The organism is Collinsella sp. CLA-ER-H11 (assembly GCF_040092445.1).
Lineage (GTDB): Bacteria > Actinomycetota > Coriobacteriia > Coriobacteriales > Coriobacteriaceae > Collinsella.
In genome coordinates this window covers 1-18,715 of the sequence record NZ_JBBNLN010000016.1, presented here as the reverse complement: position 1 = coordinate 18,715, position 18,715 = coordinate 1, and the positions used below count along the sequence as shown (strand labels likewise).

Below are 18,715 nucleotides of genomic sequence, written 5' to 3'. Positions count from 1 at the left end.
GGAGTATCCGACGTGTCTATGCGTACCGATGATTTTGACTATAACCTTCCTGAGGAACTGATTGCACAGGCTCCTGCCGAGCCGCGCGACTCCTGCCGCCTGTTGGTGGTGGATCGCAAGGGCTCCCGGGCGGGAACGCCGTTGGAGCACGGCGGTACCGTTGAGCACCGCATCTTCCGCGACATCATCGACTATATCGAGCCGGGCGACGTGCTCGTCATCAACAAGACGCGCGTGATGCCGGCCCGCCTGATCGGTCGCAAGGCCGGCTCGGGCGGCGTGGTCGAGACGCTGCTGCTCAAGCGCCGCGAGGATGTGGATCCGCTGGGTCACGTTTGGGAGTGCCTGGTCAAGCCGGGTAAGCGCCTGAAGCCCGGTGCTCAGATTGAGTATCGTGCGGGCGGCGCCCATGCGCCCGAGGGCGCGCCCGTGGTGCTGACGGCCGAGGTCGTCGACTTTGTTACCGATAGCCGCGGTGGCCGTCTGGTGCGCTTTGAGCCGGCCGGTTGCAATGCCGCCGGCGACCCGCGCACGCTCGACGAGGCCATCCACGCTGCCGGCCACGTGCCGCTGCCGCCCTACATTACCGATTACGAGGGCGATCCCGAGAAGTACCAGACCGTCTACGCCATGAAGGAGGAGCACTCGGCTGCCGCTCCTACGGCGGGTCTTCACTTTACTCCCGAGCTCATGGCCGCTATCGAGGCCAAGGGTGCGAAGTTTGCCGCCGTCGAGCTCGAGGTGGGTATCGATACCTTCCGTCTGGTGGAGGAGGACGACCCTACACAGCACGTGATGCACACCGAGCGCTACCACGTGTCGCAGGAGGTTGTCGACGCTGTGCATAAGGCGAAGGCCGAGGGCCATCGTGTGATCGCCGTCGGCACTACCGCAGTGCGCTCGCTCGAGAGCGCGTTTGACGCGGATGCGCCGGTGTCCGATCCGGCTGTGACGGCGCGCTATTTTGAGGGCCGCGAGGACGGGGCCGACACGCTCGGCCGCGGTGACATCGTGGTGCGCGAGAATGCGACGACGCAGCTCTACCTCATGCCCGGCTCGACCTATCACGTGGTTGACGCGCTGATCACGAACTTCCACGTGCCGCGCTCCACGCTCATGATGCTCGTAAGCGCGCTTGCCTCCCGCGACCAGATCATGGATGCCTACGCCGCCGCCATCGAGGAGCGCTACCGCTTCTTCAGCTTTGGCGACGCAATGCTCATTCAGTAGGTTACGGCGTTTTACAAACGCCGTAACCGGTCGACGCTGCAAACCCGCCAGAGCGGCAATCTGCCTTTCAACTTCGGCGGCATGACCAGGAAGATTCCGCCGTTCTGCCGAACGGCGGACCGGGCGACGCTGCGCGGGCCGCATTTGGACAATCTGACGTTCAACTTCAAGGGCGCGACCAGAAGGTCAGCGCCCTTTCGTTTCACGTCACCTTGTCTCAAATGCGGCCCGCTCGCTGTCCGTCCTCTACCTGCGGCGTTGTCTTGCTCCGGATGCGGCAGTTAGGGACGTTCCTTTTCTGCCGGCAGTTTGGGACACTCCTTGTAGTCATTGGGGACGTTCTTAAATGACTACTTGCTCGCGAACAGCCAGACTAGGATGATCGCCAGGATTGCGGCGACGATGCAGACGATGGCGCCGGTGAATTTGATGCGTGAGTCGCGGGTACGCTCGCGCACCGCGTCCTCGGTGGCCTCGAGCTGGGCGACTTCGCGCTCGGTCTCGGCGTGTTCGGCTTTGTCTCGGGCCAAGGACCCTGCAAGCGACTCAGTGATCTCTGGATGGTCATGTACCTCGGTCGCCTGCTCGATGATCGACTGTGCATGTGCGGCATCTGCTTGGGCGTTGGCGATGCTCTGCTCTTGGTCGCGGCGTGCCTTGTCCTCGGCGGCGATCTTCTCGCGCAGTTCGCGCTGGCGCGTTGCAGCGGCGGTTTTTGCGGTCTGCAGCTCGTCGAGCGCGGCATCGGCCTCTGCCGTCACGGCTTGGTGCGCGCGTTTGGCTTCGGCAATGGGGGCCTGCGCCTGTTCGACGGCCTGCTCGGCTGCGGCAAGCGAGTGTTCAAGGTCGGCGGTGATACGCGGGATATCTTCTTCGGCTTTACGCAGGGCATCTGCCGTGTCGGAGATCTGCATCGAGAGCTCGCTGGTGCGCACCGTATAGTTGGCGGGATTTGCCGAGGGATTGTGTTGCAGCTCGGCATACTCATGACGCAGTGTCTCGAGCTGGGCGCGCGTGGCATCGACGGTTTGTTGTGCGGCGGCAATGCCGGCGTCTCGCTCGGCCTGCACCTTGTCGCGGATGCGCTTGGAATCCTCAAGACGGCGAACGAGGCGGTTGCCGGTCTCGCGCGAGCTCGCCTCGCGGGCCTCCACGGCATCGAGCGCGGCCTTCAGGCGGAGCTCGGTCGCGTCATCCTCTGTCTTCATTTGTTCGAGCTGACCCTTGAGCTCTGCTACTTTGGAAGCATGGACATCGCGATCGATTTCGGCTGCCGCAGCGGTCTTTTGCGCCGTGGCGATCGCCTGGCGCTGGTCGGCGACGATCTGGTCGTAGCGGCCTGCGATATCCTGGCGCGTCTCGAGTTCCTCGGCCTGATCGGCAATGCGTTGCTCAAGTTCGGCCAGGTGGGCGCGGGCATCGGCAAGTGCCTTTTTCGCGGCGTTCATCTCGCGCATGGCCGAGGCACCCTGGGCGATAAAGGTGCCCACGGCGTTCGCAGTGTTCGAGACAGCGGTCCCCAGATCGCGGCTCGCGGCGGGGGATTGCGGGGCGGTCGGGCGAGCGGTGTCGGCAGCGTCCGCATCGGCAGCCTGCGGCGCGGCGATATTGCCGGTACCGCCCTCGACCACAGAAAAGCCTGCTGCGTGCGGATCGACCGCATCGGCGCCGATCGTGGGGTGCTCGAGCTGCAGAAACGATGGCATGGTGCTGCCCTGGTCGGCAACCGGAGTCTCGCCGGGCACAAAGGTCGAGGCCGCCTCGGCGGCCTCCTCTTCCTCGGCATCAATATCGGCATCGGCGACGGCGTCTTTCATCGCTTTGACAGCATCCATCATGGAGTCCATGACGGCATCGAGCTCTTCTTCCGAAGACACCTCGATGGGGCCCGCTGCTTGCGGGGCGTCGTCCTGTACGGGGGCGTCGTCCTGAGCGGGCGCATCGTCGTTTTGCTCATCGACGTTTTCTGATTCGGGGGTTTCCGCCGTAGCGCTTTCGTCCAAGATGGGGCCGTCGACGTCGGTACCATCGCAGGTCACAGCGTCAGTATCTGTGGTGACGTCTGCGGGATCATCAATATGCTCTTGAGTCTGGGGGTCCAGCTCGTCTGTCATAGGCATGTGCTCCTCATCGTTGTTTGTCACCCTATGATAAAGTCTCGCGCCGACTTCCCGCGCGCCGCAGCAAAGTTTCAAAACGTGTTCGATGGCTCGTTTGGCTGACAAAAATTCGGCCTCTTTTCCAGTTCGTGCTTGACATTCCCTTCGCCGAATGACGTTGTGCCGTTCGCCTGCTGCGGTCTTTATTTTTCACTTGAACCCGCTAAAGTTGCATTTCAGCTTTTGGCGCGTGAAGTTGGATGCGCGCAGTCGGCGGGTGGGCCCGTCGCGATTTGAAAGGACTTTGTATGGGACTTTTCACTGGTAAGACCGTGATCGTTACCGGCGGCGGCAAGGCCACGCTCAAGGACGGCTCCGCTGGTTCCATCGGCTACGGCATCGATATCGCATTTGCCAAGGAGGGCGCGAACCTCGTCATCACCGGCCGCAACGTTGCCAAGCTCGAGGCTGCCAAGGAATCCCTCGAGGCCGAGTACGGCGTCAAGGTTCTGCCTGTTCAGGCCGATGTCTCGGCTGGTCAGGACAACGAGGCCGTCGTCCAGAACGTCATCGACAAGGCCATTGAGGAGTTCGGCCGCATCGACGCCGTCGTTAACAATGCTCAGGCTAGCGCCTCGGGTGTGACCATCGCCGATCACACCATGGATCAGTTTAACCTGGCCATTTACTCCGGTCTGTATGCTACCTATCTGTACATGCAGAAGGCCTATCCGCACCTGAAGGAGACCAAGGGCTCCGTGGTCAACTTCGCTTCGGGCGCCGGCCTGTTTGGCAACTATGGCCAGTGCAGCTATGCTGCCGCCAAGGAGGGCATCCGCGGCCTGACTCGCGTTGCCGCCAACGAGTGGGGCAAGGACGGCATCAACGTCAATATCGTTTGCCCGCTTGCTTGGACCGCTGCGCTCGAGAACTTCCAGGATGCTTATCCCGAGGCGTTCAAGGCCAACGTCCACATGCCGCCGGCGGGTCACTACGGCGACGTCGAGAAGGAAATCGGCCGCGTTGTCGTTCAGCTCTGCGGTCCCGACTTTAAGTACATGAACGGCGAGACCGTCACCCTCGAGGGTGGCATGGGCCAGCGGCCTTAGGGGTTACGCGGTTTTACCAAACCGCGTAACGGCTCGACGCTGCGCGGTCACCAGGGCGACAACTTGTCATTCAAAGAGGGTGGCATGACCAGAAGGTCTATGCCGCCCTCTTTTCATGCCAATTTGTTCGCTCTGGCGAGCGCTCGCTGACGTTGCCAAAACATCGGTGTTGCTGGAGTAGTCGTTGGGGACGTTCTTAAATGACTAGTCGAAAGGGACGCTCTTGCCGGCACTTGGGGACAGTCCCTAAGTGTCGGCAGATTGGGACATTCCTTTGCAAGATGGCGCTGAAGATTGTCCCCGACGACTAGTCGTTTAAGAACGTCCCCAACGACTGGTCGTTTAATGCACCAGTTTCTGTCGAGTCGGTGCTCTTTGCGGGTTGCCCGTATAATGGTTTGCGTATGAACCGCAACCAAGGAGTTCCAGTTTATGGACCAGAGCCTTTTTAAATTCGACCTGATCGCCGAGGACCCGACGACGCATGCACGTGCCGGCGTGCTGCACACCCCGCACGGCGACATCGAGACGCCAATCTTTATGCCCGTGGGCACCAAGGCAAACGTCAAGGGTATTCCTACCGAGACCGTCAAGCAGCTCGGCGCCCAGATCGTGCTTGCCAATACCTATCACCTGTCCATGCGTCCCGGCGAGGATACCATCGCCGAGCTGGGCGGCCTGCACAAGTTTATGAACTGGCACGGCCCCATCCTCACCGACTCGGGCGGTTTCCAGGTGTTCAGCCACAACGACGCGGTCAAGCTCACCGATGAGGGCGTGCGCTTAATTGTCAACGATTACGACGGCCGCCACGTGTTCTGGACGCCCGAGGACAACATGGAAATCGCCATGAAACTCGGCTCCGACATCTGCATGCAGCTGGACCAGTGCCCGGGCTATCCCGCCACGCGCGCCTACGTTGAGCGCGCCGTTGAGCTGTCGAGTATGTGGGCCGAGCGCTGCTATAAGGCGCATACCCGCGACGACCAGGCGCTCTTTGGCATTGTTCAGGGCGGCATGCACCTAGATCTGCGCCTGCGCTCGCTGCGCCATTTGGAGGAGTGCGGCGACTTCCCCGGTTACGGCATCGGCGGCTACTCGGTGGGCGAGGACCACGAGACCATGTTCGAGACCCTGGCACCGCTCGTAAGCGAGTACATGCCCAAGCACAAGCCACGCTACCTGATGGGCGTCGGCAACCCCACCACCCTCGTGCGCGGTGTGGGCGTGGGCATCGACATGTTCGACTGCGTGCTGCCGACGCGCACCGGCCGCATGGGCACGGCGTTCTCCAGCGAGGGTCGCCTCAACTTCCGCAACGCGCGTTTTGCGCACGACGACGGCCCCATCGATCCCACCTGCACCTGCCCGGTGTGCACGGGCGGCTACAGCCGCGCGCTCATCCGCCACATGGTCACGCAGAAGGAGATGCTCGGCGGCATTCTGCTGTCGATGCACAACATCTACTACCTGCTCAACCTTATGCAGCGTGCCCGCCAGGCCATTATCGAGGGCCGTTACGGTGCATTCGTGAGCGACTGGATGAACAGTCCTGCTGCGGTGGATTACTAAGGGCGACAGGCACGCTTGCAGAGCGTGGGCAACGGCAAAGGTTGAGCGGCAGCCGCTCGTCACATTCGCTGACGCCGGCTGCGCGACCGCTGACCGATGCCTTGCAAGCGCTTGATGCAACGTGGGTACCATACCGAATAGTTGATGTTCGGGCGGGTGTTTGGCGCATGGCGTCGACCCCGCCCGCTTTTCTTTTTCTCGATAGGAGTACCCATGATTAAGAATGAGAACGTCGAGGGCGAGCCGGCCTACGACGAGACGTACCGACGCGGTCCTGTGGTCATGCGCGGTCCCATGATTCCCAAGGACAACACCTACGCCAACCTGCTGGCGCCCGAGGAGTCGACCGACTGGTTGCATGCCGATCCGTGGCGCGTACTGCGCATTCAGGCTGAGTTTGTCGACGGCTTTGGCGCGCTTGCCGAGCTCGGGCCCGCGGTGACCATCTTCGGTAGCGCCCGCACGCCCAAGACCGATCCGCTCTACAAAGCGGCGCGTACCGTCGGGCGCAAGATCGCGCAACGTGGCGTGGCGGTCATCACCGGTGGCGGCCCTGGCATCATGGAAGCGGCCAACAGGGGAGCGGCGAGTGTCAATGGCAAGTCAGTTGGCCTGGGCATTGAATTGCCGCACGAGCAGGGGCTCAACAAATACGTAAACCTCGGTATGGACTTCCGCTACTTCTTTGTGCGCAAAACCATGTTCGTTAAGTACAGCTCGGGCGCCATCGTGTTTCCCGGCGGCTTTGGCACGCTCGACGAGATGTTCGAGGTGCTCACGCTGGTGCAGACGCACAAGGTCAAACGCATGCCGCTCGTGCTGGTGGGCAGCGAGTACTGGCAGGGCCTGTTCGACTGGCTCAACGGCCCGGTGATGAGCGCCGGTATGATCAGCCCGCTCGATCCGGATCTGGTACACATTACCGATGACCTCAACGAGTCCGTCGACATTGCGCTCAGCGGGTTGATGTAGAGCAATCGTGCCCGCCGCGACATGAATATGTATGGCAATCTGATGCTATCTAACGTCAGTTTGCCGTTTATATTGGGTATACTGATGCAAAAGACGAGAGCGAGGAGGTCGCAAATGTCTACAGCAACAGTTAAGCCTACGACGGTTCGCATCGAAGAGGGGCTCAAGGAGCAGGCGACTGAGTTCTTGGATTCGGTCGGCCTCAGCCTCAATTCCTATCTCAATCTTGCCGTTCGGCAGCTGGTAAATCAGCGAAAGATTCCTTTTGAGATTGTAGGAAGGGCGGAGGTGCCCAACGAGGCGACGAGGCGTGCCATGGTGATCGCCGAGGCCCATGAGTTGGGGGTTTTGCCGGACGATAGCCCGTCATTCAACAACGCTGATGAGCTTATATCATTCCTCGATGAGGACTAGCGATGTTTGAGATTAAAGTCGAGGCTCAGTTTAAGGCGGATTATAAACGGACGATGCGCATCCATCCGCAGCTAAAAACCGAGTTTAAGGCGGCGGTCGCAGAGCTTGCAGCTCACGGCTCGCTTCCCGCGGAATATGGCGCCCATGAGCTTTCAAACCCGGGCGGAAACTACAACGGCCACATCGATTTCCATCTATCCGATGGCTTGGTCGATGTGGTCGTTCTTTATCTTCCCCATAAGACTAACCCAGTGATTAGGCTGGTAAGAATGGGCGCTCATCAGGAGTTGTTTCAGGGTCCGCTGGGCTGATCGCTGATTTCTAAGTTGCGGTGGAATGGGGATTGATTGGCGGCTAATAAGCCAAAAACAGTCCCCATTTCACCATAACTGATGTGGGCGTCCCTAGCGAGTTGGCTGGTAGCGGGGGCAGTAGCTGATGGCGATGGCGTCGACGCCTACATGGGTGGCGATGGTGCAGCCGATGGGGCCGGTGCCGGCGTCTACGTAGTCCTGGCCTGCGAGTGCCTCGTCGACAAGCTCCTGCTCCTCGGCGGCACCGGTCGTGAGCACGCGCACGCTGGAGCCCGGATGCTCGGCCAAAAACGCGAGGCAGTCTGCCATGGTGTTGGCGACGATGCGCTTGGCGCCGCGGCCCTTCTTGATGGCCTTGATCTCGCCCGACTGCCACTCCGGCGAAACGGCCAGGCGAATATTGAGCATCTGCGTGAGCTGGCCGGCGAGCTTGGGCGCGCGGCCGTTCTTAACGAGGTTCTCGAGCGTGCGGGGAATCAGCAGCAGGTGCGCGTCGGGCAGGGTCGCGCGGATCTGTGCCTCGGTCTCGTCCAGGCTGCGGCCGTCCTCGCGCATGGCGAGCGCGTACTCCACCAGCAGGCCCTCGGCACCCGAGCCGGTGCGCGAATCGATGCAGCGCACGTCGAGCTCGTGGGTCTCGGCGACCAGGCATGCGTTGGAATAGCAGGCGGACCATTCGCTGCACAGCGAGATAAAGATCGCGCTGTCGTGGCCGTCAGCACGCACGCGGTCAAAGAGTGCCTTGAACTCGCCGGCACTCGGCTGCGAGGTGTGCGGCAGCTGCTCGGAGCCGGCCATGCGGGCGACGTACTCCTCGGCGGTGATCTGTACCTGGTCGAGCAGGTCCTCGTCCTCGATAATCACATGCAGTGGAATGACGTAAATGCCAAGCTCTTGAGCACGGGCGGGGGAGATGTCCGACGTGGAGTCGGTTATGATGGCAAAAGACATAATTGCACCTTTCATTGGGGCGCTTGCGCGCCGCCTTCTGAGAGCAAAGTGCGACAAGTATAGTGGAGTCGTTCCACATTTCTAGGTTCAATTGTTGAATAGTCAACAGTTTGAAGTGTCGGTGTGGAAATCATCAACTGGGGAAGAGGAATGCCGATGGAGGCGTTGGAGATATACAGGCGGCCGGTTGTGCTGTTCGATTTTGACGGCACGGTGGCCGATACGGGCCGGGCGGTGATGAGCTCGACGCGCAAGACGTTGGCCGCGCGCGGGTTTTCGGAGGCGCAGATGGGTGACCTGCGCCGCATGATCGGGCCGCCCCTGTGGAAGAGCTTTCACGACTTTTATGGCTTCTCCCGCGAGGAGTCGCTTGTGGTGGCTGACGAGTACCGTGCCTTTTTTGATGAGCTGGGACCGGAAGAGTATCCCGTGTTCGATGGAATCCCCGAGCTGCTCGATGGCCTTGTCGCGCAGGGGCATCGCTTGGTCGTGGCGACGTCACGCATGGAGGCAAAGTGCATTGACATGGTGGGCGAGCTGGGGCTTTCGCAGTTTGAGGCGGTGGTTGGCATGAATCCGCCGCAGGGGCGCGAGACCAAGGCCGATTCGGTTCGCGATGCCCTGGCGGCGCTCGGCGCGACGGCCGACGATGCCGTGATGATCGGCGATCGCTTTAACGATGTGGAGGGCGCACACGCGATGGGCGTGCCGTGCATCGGCATCTATTCGGGCGCGGCAGCGCCGGGGGAGCACGAGGCCGCGGGCGCCGATGCGGTGGTGCACTCGGTGGCCGAGCTTGCTAAACTTTTCGCTATCTAATAGACATAATGTGAGGGGCGGGCGTACCCGTCGCTCATTGGTAAGGAGGTCGTCCATGAATCAGGTGGAGCAGAGCGTCGCTGAGTATGTCGACGAGGTCTGGGAGGATGTCGTCGCTGATATCGAGCAGCTGGTGAGTTATCCTTCCGTGGCAGTTTCTGCCGATGCGGAGCCCGGCGCGCCGTTTGGCCGCCCGGTCCGTGACGCGCTCGATTGCGCGCTCGGCATCGCGCAGAAGCTCGGCTATCAGACGAGCGACGACGAGGGCTATGTGGGAATCGCCGATATCCCGGGCCGCGGCGACAAGCAGCTCGCGACTATCTGCCACGTGGACGTGGTTCCCGCCGGCCCTGGCTGGAACACCGATCCGTTCGCGATGGAGCGTCGCGAGGGCTGGTTGCTCGGTCGCGGCGTGATCGACGACAAGGGCCCGGCAGTGCTGTCGCTTTATGCCGGCGCGTACCTGCTCAAGCACGGCATTGTTCCGCGCTACACCTTCCGCGCGCTGCTGGGCTGCGATGAGGAAGTGGGCATGTCCGACGTTCACCATTATCTGGAGAACCACGCAGACCCCGACTTTTTGTTTACGCCCGATGCTGAGTTCCCGGTCTGCAATGCCGAGAAGGGCCAGTTTGGGGCGACGTTCGTGAGTCCCAAGATCGACGGCGGGCGCATCGTGTCGTGGAGCGGCGCCGAGGCGAGCAATGCCATTCCGTCGCAGTCCATCTGCGAGCTCGCGATTGCCGCCGATGAGCTGCCGGCGCCGGTCGAGAACGCCGACCGCTTGGAGATTACGGCGCTCGATAACGGGCACGCGCAGATTTTCGCCCACGGTATTGGCGGTCACGCCTCGATGCCCGAGGGGACGATCAATGCCGTCGGCCTGATCGTGTCGTATCTGCGCGAGGCCGAGGACGCGTTTGGTGCCCGCGGCGAGCGCCTGCTGACGCCTGCCGAGCACGAGTTCGTCAAGTTCCTGGCCTTTGTGCATGCGGATGCCTATGGCCGCGGCCTGGGTATCGATGCGACGAGTCCGGCGTTTGGCCCGCTTACCTGCAACGCTGGCGTCATCCGCGTGGCGGATGGCCATATTGAGCAGGTCATCGACGTGCGCTTCCCCGACAGCACGAGTGCCGATACCATCCGCGAGCAGCTCGACCCGCTCGTGGGCCGTTTTGGCGTGACGTGTCAGCTGGGTCGCGCTAAGGTGCCGTTCTCGGTGTCTGCCGACGATCCGGCCGTGAAGGCGCTTATTGATACCTATAACGAGTTTACGGGCAAGCATGCTGAGCCCTTTGCCATGGGCGGCGGCACGTACGCGCGCAACTTTGCCCGCGCCGTATCGTTTGGCCCCGAGGAGACCGGCCTGGAGCTGCCCGCATGGGGCGGCCAGATGCACGGCCCCAACGAGTGCGCCAACGAGGAACAGCTTAAACAGGCGCTCAAGATTTATATCGTGGCGATCCTGCGCCTCAACGAACTTGAGCTGTAGGGCTTCCCCAGGCACCCGACCTTGCCCCTCAAACCGTCGCTTGCGTACCAAAGTACGCGGCGCTCCTCTTTCGGGGCAATCTCGGGCACCTGGGAAACCCCTATATCCTGCTTGGATACAAACTTGCATTACGAGCCCGGTGCTTCGGCCCGGGCTTTTTCTGTTGCGGTGGGGTAGTCATTGGGGACGTTCCTTTGGTGTAAAAGGTGCGCCATGTTCGGCGCTGGATTGTTATCCGTTTGTAAAGGCTGGGCAGAGCTTGCGGTAAGGGTCTATCAATAGCCCGTAAGAAACCGCAGATAAGGCGGTCGTCGCCCGATCGGGGCCGTATCTTTCCAAACAGCAAAGCGGGCGGGGTGCCCGCGAGTCGCATGTATGAAAGGAAGATCATGCTCGATCAGGCTTATTCTCGTCGTCAGTTCCTCGGCCTCGCTGGTGGTCTTGCCAGCATCGTCGGTCTCGGTCTCGTTGGTTGCGGCGGCTCCGGCGCATCCGACGCCGCCGACAAGGGTAGCGCCGCTGCTGCCGAGTCCGTCTCCGGCGAGGTGACCTACGACGGCGCCTCCTCGTTCCAGGCTCTCGTCGAGGCCGCTGCCGAGAAGTTCATGGATGCCAACCCGGACGTCTCCGTCTCCGGCTCGGGTAACGGTTCGGGCAAGGGCCTGACCGCTGTTGCCGCCGGCACCGTCACCATCGGCAACTCCGACGTCTTCGCCGAGACCAAGCTCGAGGCCGACCAGGTCAAGAACCTCGTCGACCACGAGGTTGCCGTCGTGGGCATGGGTCCCGTCGTCTCCAAGAACGTGACGGTCGACGACCTGTCCCTCGAGCAGCTCAAGGGCATCTTCTCTGGCCAGATCACCAACTGGAAGGAGGTCGGCGGCGACGACGCCACCATCGTCGTCCTCAACCGCAAGGCCGGCTCCGGCACCCGCGCCACCTTCGAGGCCGCCGTCTTTGGCGACGAGGCCGTCGACTTTAAGGGCGACGCCGAGCTCGACAAGTCCGGCGACGTCCAGACTCAGATGGGCAGCACCGATAACGCCATCTCCTACCTCGACTTCTCGCACTTCGATGACTCCAAGTTCAACGCCATCAAGGTCGAGGGCGTCGAGCCCAAGAGCAAGAATGTCACTGATGACTCCTTCAAGATCTGGGCTACCGAGCACATGTACTGCTCCAAGGACGCCGACGAGGCCACCAAGGCCTTCCTGGAGTTCATGCTTTCCGACGACGTCCAGGGCAAGCTCGTCGAGGAGCAGGGCTTCATCCCCGTCTCTGCCATGAAGGTCGTCAAGGACGCCAGCGGCAAGGTCTCTGCTAAATAAGTAATCGCCCCGGAAAGGTTTGCAATGGCAAAACAGCTGCCAAAGCGCGACCTTGAGAACGTGGGCCTGGGCGTCACGGGCGCGTGCGTAGCGCTCGTGACGCTTGTCGTTGCCGCGCTCATCTTTATGGTCGCCCAAAAGGGCCTCTCGGCTTTTGTCAAGGACGGCGTCTCGGTCGTCGAGTTTTTCACCGGCACCAAGTGGGACCTGGCCAACACAGCCGAAAACGGCCTGCCCTATACCGGCGCCCTGCCCCTGATCGTCACCTCGTTTGCGGTCATGGTGCTCTCCACGCTTATCGCGCTGCCCATCGCCATCGGCTCTGCCATCTTTGCGGTCGAGATTAGCCCTAAGTTTGGCTCTAAGATCTTTCAGCCGCTCATTGAGCTTTTGACCGGCATCCCCTCGGTCGTCTTTGGCCTGATCGGTTTTCACGTGGTCGTCGGCCTTATGAAGAGCGTTTTCCATGTGAGCACGGGTCTGGGCATCTTGCCCGGCGCCATCGTGCTGGCCGTCATGATCCTGCCGACGATGACCACGCTTTCGGTCGATGGCCTGCGTGCCGTGCCCGACAGCTACCGTCAGGGCTCGCTCGCGCTGGGCTACACCCGCTGGCAGACCATCTGGCACGTGGTGCTCAAGTCTGCCATGCCGTCGCTCATGACTGCGGTCATCCTGGGTATGACCCGCGCCTTTGGCGAGACGCTCGCCGTGCGCATGGTTATCGGCGGCATCGAGGCCATGCCGACGTCGCTGCTGTCGCCGGCGTCCACCATCACCACCACGCTCACCACGTCCATGGCGGTCTACGCCGAGGGCTCGGCCCAGGACGACGTCCTGTGGGCACTCGGTCTGCTGCTGATGGGCATGAGCCTCATCTTCATCCTGATCATCCATCTCATTGGCCGCAAGGGGGCGAAGGCTCGTGGCTAGCACGCGCATCCACATCGACGAGGCGAGGCTCGGGCGTGTCCAAAAGCAGGATCGCATCGCCACGGGCGTGCTGACGGCGATCGTCGCCATCGTCATGCTCATCGTCATCTCCATGGTGGCCTATATCTTGTTCGAGGGCATCTCGACGCTGTTCCAGCCGGGCTTTCTCACAGAGCCGTCGCGCGCCAACGGAACGCAGGGCGGCGTGCTCTACCAGCTGTTCGACTCGTTCTACCTGCTGCTGATCACTCTGATCATCTCGGTGCCCATCAGCCTGGGCGGAGCGGTCTTTTTGGTTGAGTATGCGCCGGACGGACCCATCCGCGACATCGCCTCCACCGCCATCGAGACGTTGTCCTCGCTGCCTTCCATCGTCGTCGGCATGTTCGGTTTTCTGGTGTTCTCGGTGCAGCTGGGCTGGAAGTACTCCATCATCTCCGGCGCCATCGCGCTCACCATGTTCAATATCCCCATTCTGGTGCGCGTGATCCAGCAGGCGCTCGAGGACGTGCCGCAGGCCCAGCGCGATGCGTGCCTGGCCATGGGCCTCACTCGCTGGGAGGCCACGCTGCACATCCTGATCCCCGAGGCCATGCCTGCCATCGTGACGGGCATCGTGCTTTCGGCCGGTCGCGTGTTTGGCGAGGCCGCAGCACTGCTTTTTACCTCGGGTATGAGCTCGCCGGTTCGCCTGAACTTCTTGAGCTTTAACCTGTCGAGCCCCACCTGCGCCTGGAACGTGTTCCGCCCCGGCGAGTCGCTCGCCGTGCACATCTACAAGATCTATGGCGAAGGCAGCCCCGAGGCCCAGCAGATCGTCTGGGGCACCGCGGCGCTGCTGATGATTTGCGTGCTGCTGTTTAACGTAATCGCCCGCATTGTGGGCAAGCAACTGGCAAGGAAGATGACGGCCGAATGAGCGAGATAAATGCAACGCCCGCAACCGAAGCGGCCGCGTCCGACACCCAGGACTTTCTATCGAGTGTGGGGGAGAGCGAGAAGCGCGTGCGCGTGAGCGGCAAGGCCGTGAGCGACGAGGTCGTGCTCTCCACCAAGGACGTCAACGTGTACTATGGCGACCACCATGCCCTGCACGACACGTCGCTCGACTTTCACAAGGGCGAGATCACGGCGCTCATCGGGCCTTCGGGCTGCGGTAAGTCGACCTTCTTGCGTAGCCTCAACCTTATGAATCGCGAGATTCGCGGCTGCCGCGTGGAGGGCGAGATCAACTATCGCGGGCGCAACGTGAACACCAAGACCGAGAACACCTACGAGTTGCGTCGCTCCATTGGCATGGTGTTCCAGCAGCCCAACCCGTTTCGCAAGTCCATTCGCGACAACATCACGTTTGCGCCTAGGCGCCACGGCATCACCGACCGCGACGAACTCGACCGCATGGTCGAGGAGAGCCTGCGCGGCGCGGCACTGTGGGACGAGGTCAAGGACAAGCTCGACAAGAGCGCCTATGCGCTTTCGGGCGGTCAGCAGCAGCGCCTGTGCATCGCGCGCACGCTGGCGCTCAACCCCGACGTGATCTTGTTCGACGAGCCCTGCTCGGCGCTCGACCCCATCTCGACGCTGGCGATCGAGGACCTGATGTCATCGATCGTTGCCGACCGCGCCATCGTCATCGTGACGCACAACATGGAGCAGGCGTCGCGTGTGTCCAACCGCACGGCGTTCTTCTACATGGGCGATATGGTCGAGTACGACGAGACCGACGAGATTTTCCAACGGCCCAAGGATAAGCGGCTGAATGATTACCTCACCGGCATGTTCTCCTAGTCCGGGACATGCTTGAGGCCCGCGGCGGCCACGGTTGCCACGGGACTGATTGGAGAGGCGGGTCATCTCTTTTGGGAGATGGCCCGCCTTTTTGTGTCGTGTGCGGCCCGCCTTTTCGCTGCTATTATGGACAACGTTGAATTTCTACGAAGGAGCAGGGCATATGGCGATTCTTTTGGGATGCGATTCCGTCAGCCTAGAGTTTCCCACCAAGCATATTTTCGATAGCGTGACGCTCGGCGTGGGCGAGGGCGACCGTATTGGTATTGTCGGTAAAAACGGCGACGGCAAGTCGACGCTGCTGAGCGTGCTCGCCGGCACGCTGGAGCCCGACGACGGCCGCGTGACGCATCGTCGCGGCACCACGATCGGCCTGCTCGGCCAAAAGGACCAGCTTGTCGACACCGACACCGTGCACCATGCCGTCGTGGGCGACACGCCCGAGTATGAGTGGGCGTCGAGCCCCCGCACGCGCCAGATCCTCGCCGGTCTCATTAGCGATGTGCCCTGGGAGGGCACGGTGGGCGAGCTTTCGGGTGGCCAGCGCCGCCGCGTGGACCTCGCGCGCCTGTTGATCGGCGACTACGACGTGCTCATGCTCGACGAGCCCACTAACCATCTGGACATGCGCACCATCAACTGGCTTGCACGCCATCTTAAGGCTCGCTGGCAGCGCGGTCAGGGCGCCATGCTCGTGGTCACGCACGATCGCTGGTTCTTGGACGAGGTCTGCACCAGCATGTGGGAGGTCCACGACGGCCAGGTCGATCCCTTCGAGGGCGGCTACTCCGCATATATCCTGCAGCGCGTGGAGCGCGACCGCATGGCCGCGGTTACCGAGGAACGCCGTCGCAACATGGCGCGCAAGGAGCTCGCGTGGCTGAGCCGCGGCGCCCAGGCGCGTTCCACCAAGCCCAAGTTTCGCGTTGATGCCGCTCGCGAGCTGATCGCCGACGTGCCGCCCGTGCGTGACGAGCTGGAGCTCAAGCGCCTCGCCGTGAGCCGCCTGGGCAAGCAGGTTATCGATGTGGTCGACGTGGACGCCGGCTATGCGGATACCGATGGCGCGCCCAAGCAGGTGCTCTCTGACGTGACCTGGCTCATTGGTGCGGGCGACCGCTATGGTCTGCTGGGCGAGAACGGTGCCGGCAAGTCGACGCTGCTCGACGTGATCCAGGGCAAGATTGAACCCACGCGCGGCCGCGTGAAGATTGGCCAGACAGTGCGCTTTGGCGTGCTGTCGCAGCAGCTCGAGGAGCTCGAACCCTACATGGGCGACACGATCCGCGAGGTGCTCGGCAACTATAAGAAGTACTACGTCATCGACGGCAAGGAGACTTCGCCCGAGAAGCTCTGCGAGCGTCTGGGCTTTACGACGCAGCAGCTCTGGAGCCGCATCGGCGATCTTTCGGGCGGCCAGCGCCGTCGCCTGTCGCTGTTGCTGACGATCCTGGACGAGCCCAACGTGCTTATCCTGGACGAGCCCGGCAACGACCTGGATACCGACATGCTCGCGATTGTCGAGGACCTGCTTGACGGCTGGCCCGGCACGCTGATCCTGGTGACGCACGACCGCTTCTTGATGGAGCGCGTGACCGACCAGCAGTGGGCGCTGCTCGACGGCCACCTGACGCATATGCCCGGTGGCGTTGACCAGTACCTGCGTATGTGCAATGCCACCGCCGAGGGTGAACCCGTGGGTGCGCCGAGTGCCAAGACCGGCACGTTCGACACCGGTGCTGCGGCGGCTGCGGCCGAAAAACCCAAGTCGAGCGGTCAGCCCAACGGCCTTTCCAACGCCGAACGCCAGAAGCTCCGCCGCGAGGTGAGCTCGCTCGAGCGCAAAATGGAGACGCAGCGCGCACGCGTGGAGGAGGCCGAGGCCGCGATGACCCAGGTCGACCCCACCAATTACACGGCGCTGGGCGAGCAGCAGGCAAAGATCGACGAGGCCCACGCCGCCATGGACGAGTTGGAGATGGCGTGGCTCGAGGCGAGCGAGAAGCTCGAGGGCGAGGAGTAGGCGAGGATGATTAAGGCTGCGTTTTTCGATATCGACGGCACGTTGCTGAGCTTTAAGACCCATCGGATTCCGGCGTCGGCGCAGCGGGTGCTCGATAGCTTTCACGAACAGGGGATTGCGTGCGTAATCGCCACGGGTCGCCCGACCTACCAGATGCCGGATTGGCTGTTCGACTTGGGTTGGGATGCGTACATTACGCTTTCGGGCCAGCACTGTTTTGATTCCGAGGGGGTTTACCGCAGCTGCCCGATCGATCCGGACGACGTTGCGGTGATTGTGGACCAGGTGGCGCAGGGGCGCTACGACTCACTGTGCATGCAGGGCGAGAACTCGTTTGTGAACCGCCTGTCCGAGCGCGTGGTGACGGCTGGCAGCAACGCGGGAATCGTCTACCACGAGGAGCCGTTTGAGCATGCCTTTGACGCGCCGGTCTATCAGTTCTGTGCCTTTGTTGACCCAGTTGACGAGCACATCGTGACCGATGCCGTGTCGCATTCGCTCACCACGCGCTGGTGCGACCTGTTCTGCGACATTATTCCGGCCAACGGCGGCAAGGACCTGGGTGTGGCGGCGACGCTGGAGCGCCTGGGCATCGACGCGAGTGAAGCGATTGCCTTTGGCGACGGCGAGAACGACCTGTCGATGTTCTCGGCCGTGGGCACAAGTGTGGCCATGGGCAACGCGCAGGATACCGTGAAGGCCGCGGCGACCTATGTGACGACTGCCGTGGACGACGACGGCATCTACAACGCCGCGAAGTACTTTGGACTGTTATAGCTGCGGCTCGGCACTTGGGGACGTTCCTTATCTGCCGGCACCTGGGGACACTCCTTGCGGGGCGTCCCCATTTTGTTTTCGTCCCGCACGTTTTGTGAAACACGGCTAACTTTTAGGCAAAGTAGTAAGACATGGGCAACTTTTGCGGTAAAGTAAGCTGTGAAAAGTATCCAAAGGCTAACTAGCAATCATCGCGAAAGGCGGCCCATGGCCCTACGTGAATCCGGAGAAGACTATCTCGAATCGATCTACGTTCTGTCGGAACGTCAGGGCATCGTGCGCTCGATCGACGTTGCGGAGTACCTCGGCGTAACCAAGGCGAGCGTTTCCAAGGCCATGGCGACGCTGGAAAGCAACGGCTATGTCGAAATGGGCAAACGAGATGTTCATCTGACAGAGCGCGGTCTGGAGGTCGCGCGCCAAATGTGGGAGCGCCACTGCTTTTTCGTGGGGCTTTTGGAGGATGCAGGCGTATCGGCCGAGGTGGCGTCGCAAGAGGGCTGCCACATGGAGCACTGCCTGAGCGAGGAGAGCTTCGAGAAGCTGAGGGCGATGCTGGGACGGGACGGTGCTTCGGCGCCAATAATGACCGACTAGCACTCCCGCAGCGGCGCGCCTCCCGCGCCGGAACGGCGCGGGACAGCGACCGAGACGAGTGGTCCCACCAACTAAGTCCAACTCAGACAAGGAACCCCACCAGCAAGCGATGCCCAAGAACCGCCAGCAACGTTACCGCAGGCCGGGGCCGGGCTTGGTTTTGAAAACATTCCGCACTGATATTTTCTGTATTGAAGACGTCGATGGTGCACCCGTATACCATTGACGTCGACACCATCAGATGCGGACCGCGCGGTGACCCCACATTCCGCTGGCGCCCACAGGGCTGCCCTCGTT

General features: G+C 62.0%; 17 protein-coding genes. 15 read left to right on the top strand and 2 right to left on the bottom strand.

Annotation, left to right across the window (positions count from 1 at the left end; translation table 11 throughout):
* Positions 1-18: 18 nt before the first annotated feature.
* Positions 19-1,230 carry a tRNA preQ1(34) S-adenosylmethionine ribosyltransferase-isomerase QueA gene (gene queA, locus AAAX35_RS08915; RefSeq protein WP_195361782.1) on the top strand — a complete coding sequence of 404 codons (1,212 nt, stop codon included), beginning with the start codon at positions 19-21 and terminating at the stop codon, positions 1,228-1,230.
* 350 nt (positions 1,231-1,580) lie between these two features.
* Here the strand turns inward: queA and AAAX35_RS08910 are convergent, their stop codons facing one another.
* On the bottom strand, positions 1,581-3,344 hold the full coding sequence (locus tag AAAX35_RS08910) for a hypothetical protein (RefSeq protein WP_349117368.1): 1,764 nt from the start codon (positions 3,342-3,344) through the stop codon (positions 1,581-1,583).
* Positions 3,345-3,637: 293 nt separating this feature from the next.
* Here AAAX35_RS08910 and AAAX35_RS08905 point away from each other — a divergent pair, with 293 nt between their 5' ends.
* The 5 genes from AAAX35_RS08905 (at position 3,638) to AAAX35_RS08885 (ending at position 7,707) form a co-directional block, all read left to right on the top strand.
* The gene (locus AAAX35_RS08905; protein ID WP_006235414.1) at positions 3,638-4,438 is read left to right on the top strand and encodes an SDR family oxidoreductase; all 801 of its coding nucleotides are present in this window, start codon (positions 3,638-3,640) and stop codon (positions 4,436-4,438) included.
* Positions 4,439-4,870: 432 nt separating this feature from the next.
* Positions 4,871-6,010, top strand: coding sequence for a tRNA guanosine(34) transglycosylase Tgt (gene tgt / locus AAAX35_RS08900; RefSeq protein WP_349117367.1), 1,140 nt, complete (start codon positions 4,871-4,873; stop codon positions 6,008-6,010).
* 213 nt (positions 6,011-6,223) lie between these two features.
* Positions 6,224-6,982 (top strand): TIGR00730 family Rossman fold protein, encoded by a 759-nt coding sequence (locus AAAX35_RS08895; protein WP_349117366.1) that lies wholly within the window; start codon positions 6,224-6,226, stop codon positions 6,980-6,982.
* Between the two features lie 114 nt (positions 6,983-7,096).
* Positions 7,097-7,396 carry a type II toxin-antitoxin system RelB/DinJ family antitoxin gene (locus AAAX35_RS08890; RefSeq protein WP_040359362.1) on the top strand — a complete coding sequence of 100 codons (300 nt, stop codon included), beginning with the start codon at positions 7,097-7,099 and terminating at the stop codon, positions 7,394-7,396.
* A 2-nt stretch (positions 7,397-7,398) separates the two neighbouring features.
* Positions 7,399-7,707, top strand: a complete 309-nt coding sequence (locus AAAX35_RS08885) for a type II toxin-antitoxin system YafQ family toxin (protein ID WP_006235420.1) — start codon at positions 7,399-7,401, stop codon at positions 7,705-7,707.
* Positions 7,708-7,800: 93 nt separating this feature from the next.
* On the opposite strand, the gene AAAX35_RS08880 is transcribed toward AAAX35_RS08885, so the two are convergent.
* The gene (locus AAAX35_RS08880; RefSeq protein ID WP_349117365.1) at positions 7,801-8,661 is read right to left on the bottom strand and encodes a DegV family protein; all 861 of its coding nucleotides are present in this window, start codon (positions 8,659-8,661) and stop codon (positions 7,801-7,803) included.
* Between the two features lie 156 nt (positions 8,662-8,817).
* On the opposite strand from AAAX35_RS08880, the gene AAAX35_RS08875 reads away from it, so the two are divergent.
* The 9 genes from AAAX35_RS08875 to AAAX35_RS08835 all read left to right on the top strand — a co-directional run bounded on the left by AAAX35_RS08875 (position 8,818) and on the right by AAAX35_RS08835 (position 18,418).
* Positions 8,818-9,480 carry an HAD hydrolase-like protein gene (locus tag AAAX35_RS08875; protein ID WP_229058921.1) on the top strand — a complete coding sequence of 221 codons (663 nt, stop codon included), beginning with the start codon at positions 8,818-8,820 and terminating at the stop codon, positions 9,478-9,480.
* Positions 9,481-9,535: 55 nt separating this feature from the next.
* The gene (locus AAAX35_RS08870) at positions 9,536-10,972 is read left to right on the top strand and encodes a M20 family metallopeptidase (protein ID WP_349117364.1); all 1,437 of its coding nucleotides are present in this window, start codon (positions 9,536-9,538) and stop codon (positions 10,970-10,972) included.
* A 389-nt stretch (positions 10,973-11,361) separates the two neighbouring features.
* Entirely contained in the window at positions 11,362-12,300 is a 939-nt protein-coding gene (locus AAAX35_RS08865) for a phosphate ABC transporter substrate-binding protein (protein ID WP_260700045.1), read from the top strand.
* Positions 12,301-12,324: 24 nt separating this feature from the next.
* Positions 12,325-13,233 carry a phosphate ABC transporter permease subunit PstC gene (gene pstC / locus AAAX35_RS08860; RefSeq protein ID WP_349117363.1) on the top strand — a complete coding sequence of 303 codons (909 nt, stop codon included), beginning with the start codon at positions 12,325-12,327 and terminating at the stop codon, positions 13,231-13,233.
* Complete coding sequence (pstA, locus tag AAAX35_RS08855; RefSeq protein WP_349117362.1) at positions 13,226-14,152, top strand: phosphate ABC transporter permease PstA; 927 nt, start codon at positions 13,226-13,228, stop codon at positions 14,150-14,152. Before pstC ends, pstA begins: the two co-directional genes overlap by 8 nt.
* Positions 14,149-15,021 carry a phosphate ABC transporter ATP-binding protein PstB gene (pstB, locus tag AAAX35_RS08850; protein WP_349117361.1) on the top strand — a complete coding sequence of 291 codons (873 nt, stop codon included), beginning with the start codon at positions 14,149-14,151 and terminating at the stop codon, positions 15,019-15,021. The genes pstA and pstB overlap by 4 nt, the downstream gene beginning before the upstream one ends.
* A gap of 163 nt (positions 15,022-15,184) precedes the next feature.
* Positions 15,185-17,044: an ABC-F family ATP-binding cassette domain-containing protein gene (locus AAAX35_RS08845; RefSeq protein WP_349117360.1), complete on the top strand. Its 1,860-nt coding sequence runs from the start codon at positions 15,185-15,187 to the stop codon at positions 17,042-17,044.
* A 6-nt stretch (positions 17,045-17,050) separates the two neighbouring features.
* Positions 17,051-17,821: a Cof-type HAD-IIB family hydrolase gene (locus tag AAAX35_RS08840; protein ID WP_148332817.1), complete on the top strand. Its 771-nt coding sequence runs from the start codon at positions 17,051-17,053 to the stop codon at positions 17,819-17,821.
* Between the two features lie 207 nt (positions 17,822-18,028).
* Positions 18,029-18,418, top strand: a complete 390-nt coding sequence (locus tag AAAX35_RS08835; protein ID WP_343000608.1) for a metal-dependent transcriptional regulator — start codon at positions 18,029-18,031, stop codon at positions 18,416-18,418.
* Positions 18,419-18,715: the final 297 nt, after the last annotated feature.

Bases quoted from the DNA above. Each gene is read 5' to 3' on its own strand.
- AAAX35_RS08870 (WP_349117364.1), top strand. From the start codon at position 9,536: ATGAATCAGGTGGAGCAGAGCGTCGCTGAGTATGTCGACGAGGTCTGG.
- AAAX35_RS08840 (WP_148332817.1), top strand. From the start codon at position 17,051: ATGATTAAGGCTGCGTTTTTCGATATCGACGGCACGTTGCTGAGCTTT.
- AAAX35_RS08890 (WP_040359362.1), top strand. From the start codon at position 7,097: ATGTCTACAGCAACAGTTAAGCCTACGACGGTTCGCATCGAAGAGGGG.
- AAAX35_RS08875 (WP_229058921.1), top strand. From the start codon at position 8,818: ATGGAGGCGTTGGAGATATACAGGCGGCCGGTTGTGCTGTTCGATTTT.
- AAAX35_RS08880 (WP_349117365.1), bottom strand. From the start codon at position 8,661: ATGTCTTTTGCCATCATAACCGACTCCACGTCGGACATCTCCCCCGCC.
- AAAX35_RS08895 (WP_349117366.1), top strand. From the start codon at position 6,224: ATGATTAAGAATGAGAACGTCGAGGGCGAGCCGGCCTACGACGAGACG.
- AAAX35_RS08835 (WP_343000608.1), top strand. From the start codon at position 18,029: ATGGCCCTACGTGAATCCGGAGAAGACTATCTCGAATCGATCTACGTT.
- AAAX35_RS08885 (WP_006235420.1), top strand. From the start codon at position 7,399: ATGTTTGAGATTAAAGTCGAGGCTCAGTTTAAGGCGGATTATAAACGG.
- queA (WP_195361782.1), top strand. From the start codon at position 19: ATGCGTACCGATGATTTTGACTATAACCTTCCTGAGGAACTGATTGCA.
- AAAX35_RS08910 (WP_349117368.1), bottom strand. From the start codon at position 3,344: ATGACAGACGAGCTGGACCCCCAGACTCAAGAGCATATTGATGATCCC.
- tgt (WP_349117367.1), top strand. From the start codon at position 4,871: ATGGACCAGAGCCTTTTTAAATTCGACCTGATCGCCGAGGACCCGACG.
- pstC (WP_349117363.1), top strand. From the start codon at position 12,325: ATGGCAAAACAGCTGCCAAAGCGCGACCTTGAGAACGTGGGCCTGGGC.
- AAAX35_RS08865 (WP_260700045.1), top strand. From the start codon at position 11,362: ATGCTCGATCAGGCTTATTCTCGTCGTCAGTTCCTCGGCCTCGCTGGT.
- AAAX35_RS08905 (WP_006235414.1), top strand. From the start codon at position 3,638: ATGGGACTTTTCACTGGTAAGACCGTGATCGTTACCGGCGGCGGCAAG.
- AAAX35_RS08845 (WP_349117360.1), top strand. From the start codon at position 15,185: ATGGCGATTCTTTTGGGATGCGATTCCGTCAGCCTAGAGTTTCCCACC.
- pstB (WP_349117361.1), top strand. From the start codon at position 14,149: ATGAGCGAGATAAATGCAACGCCCGCAACCGAAGCGGCCGCGTCCGAC.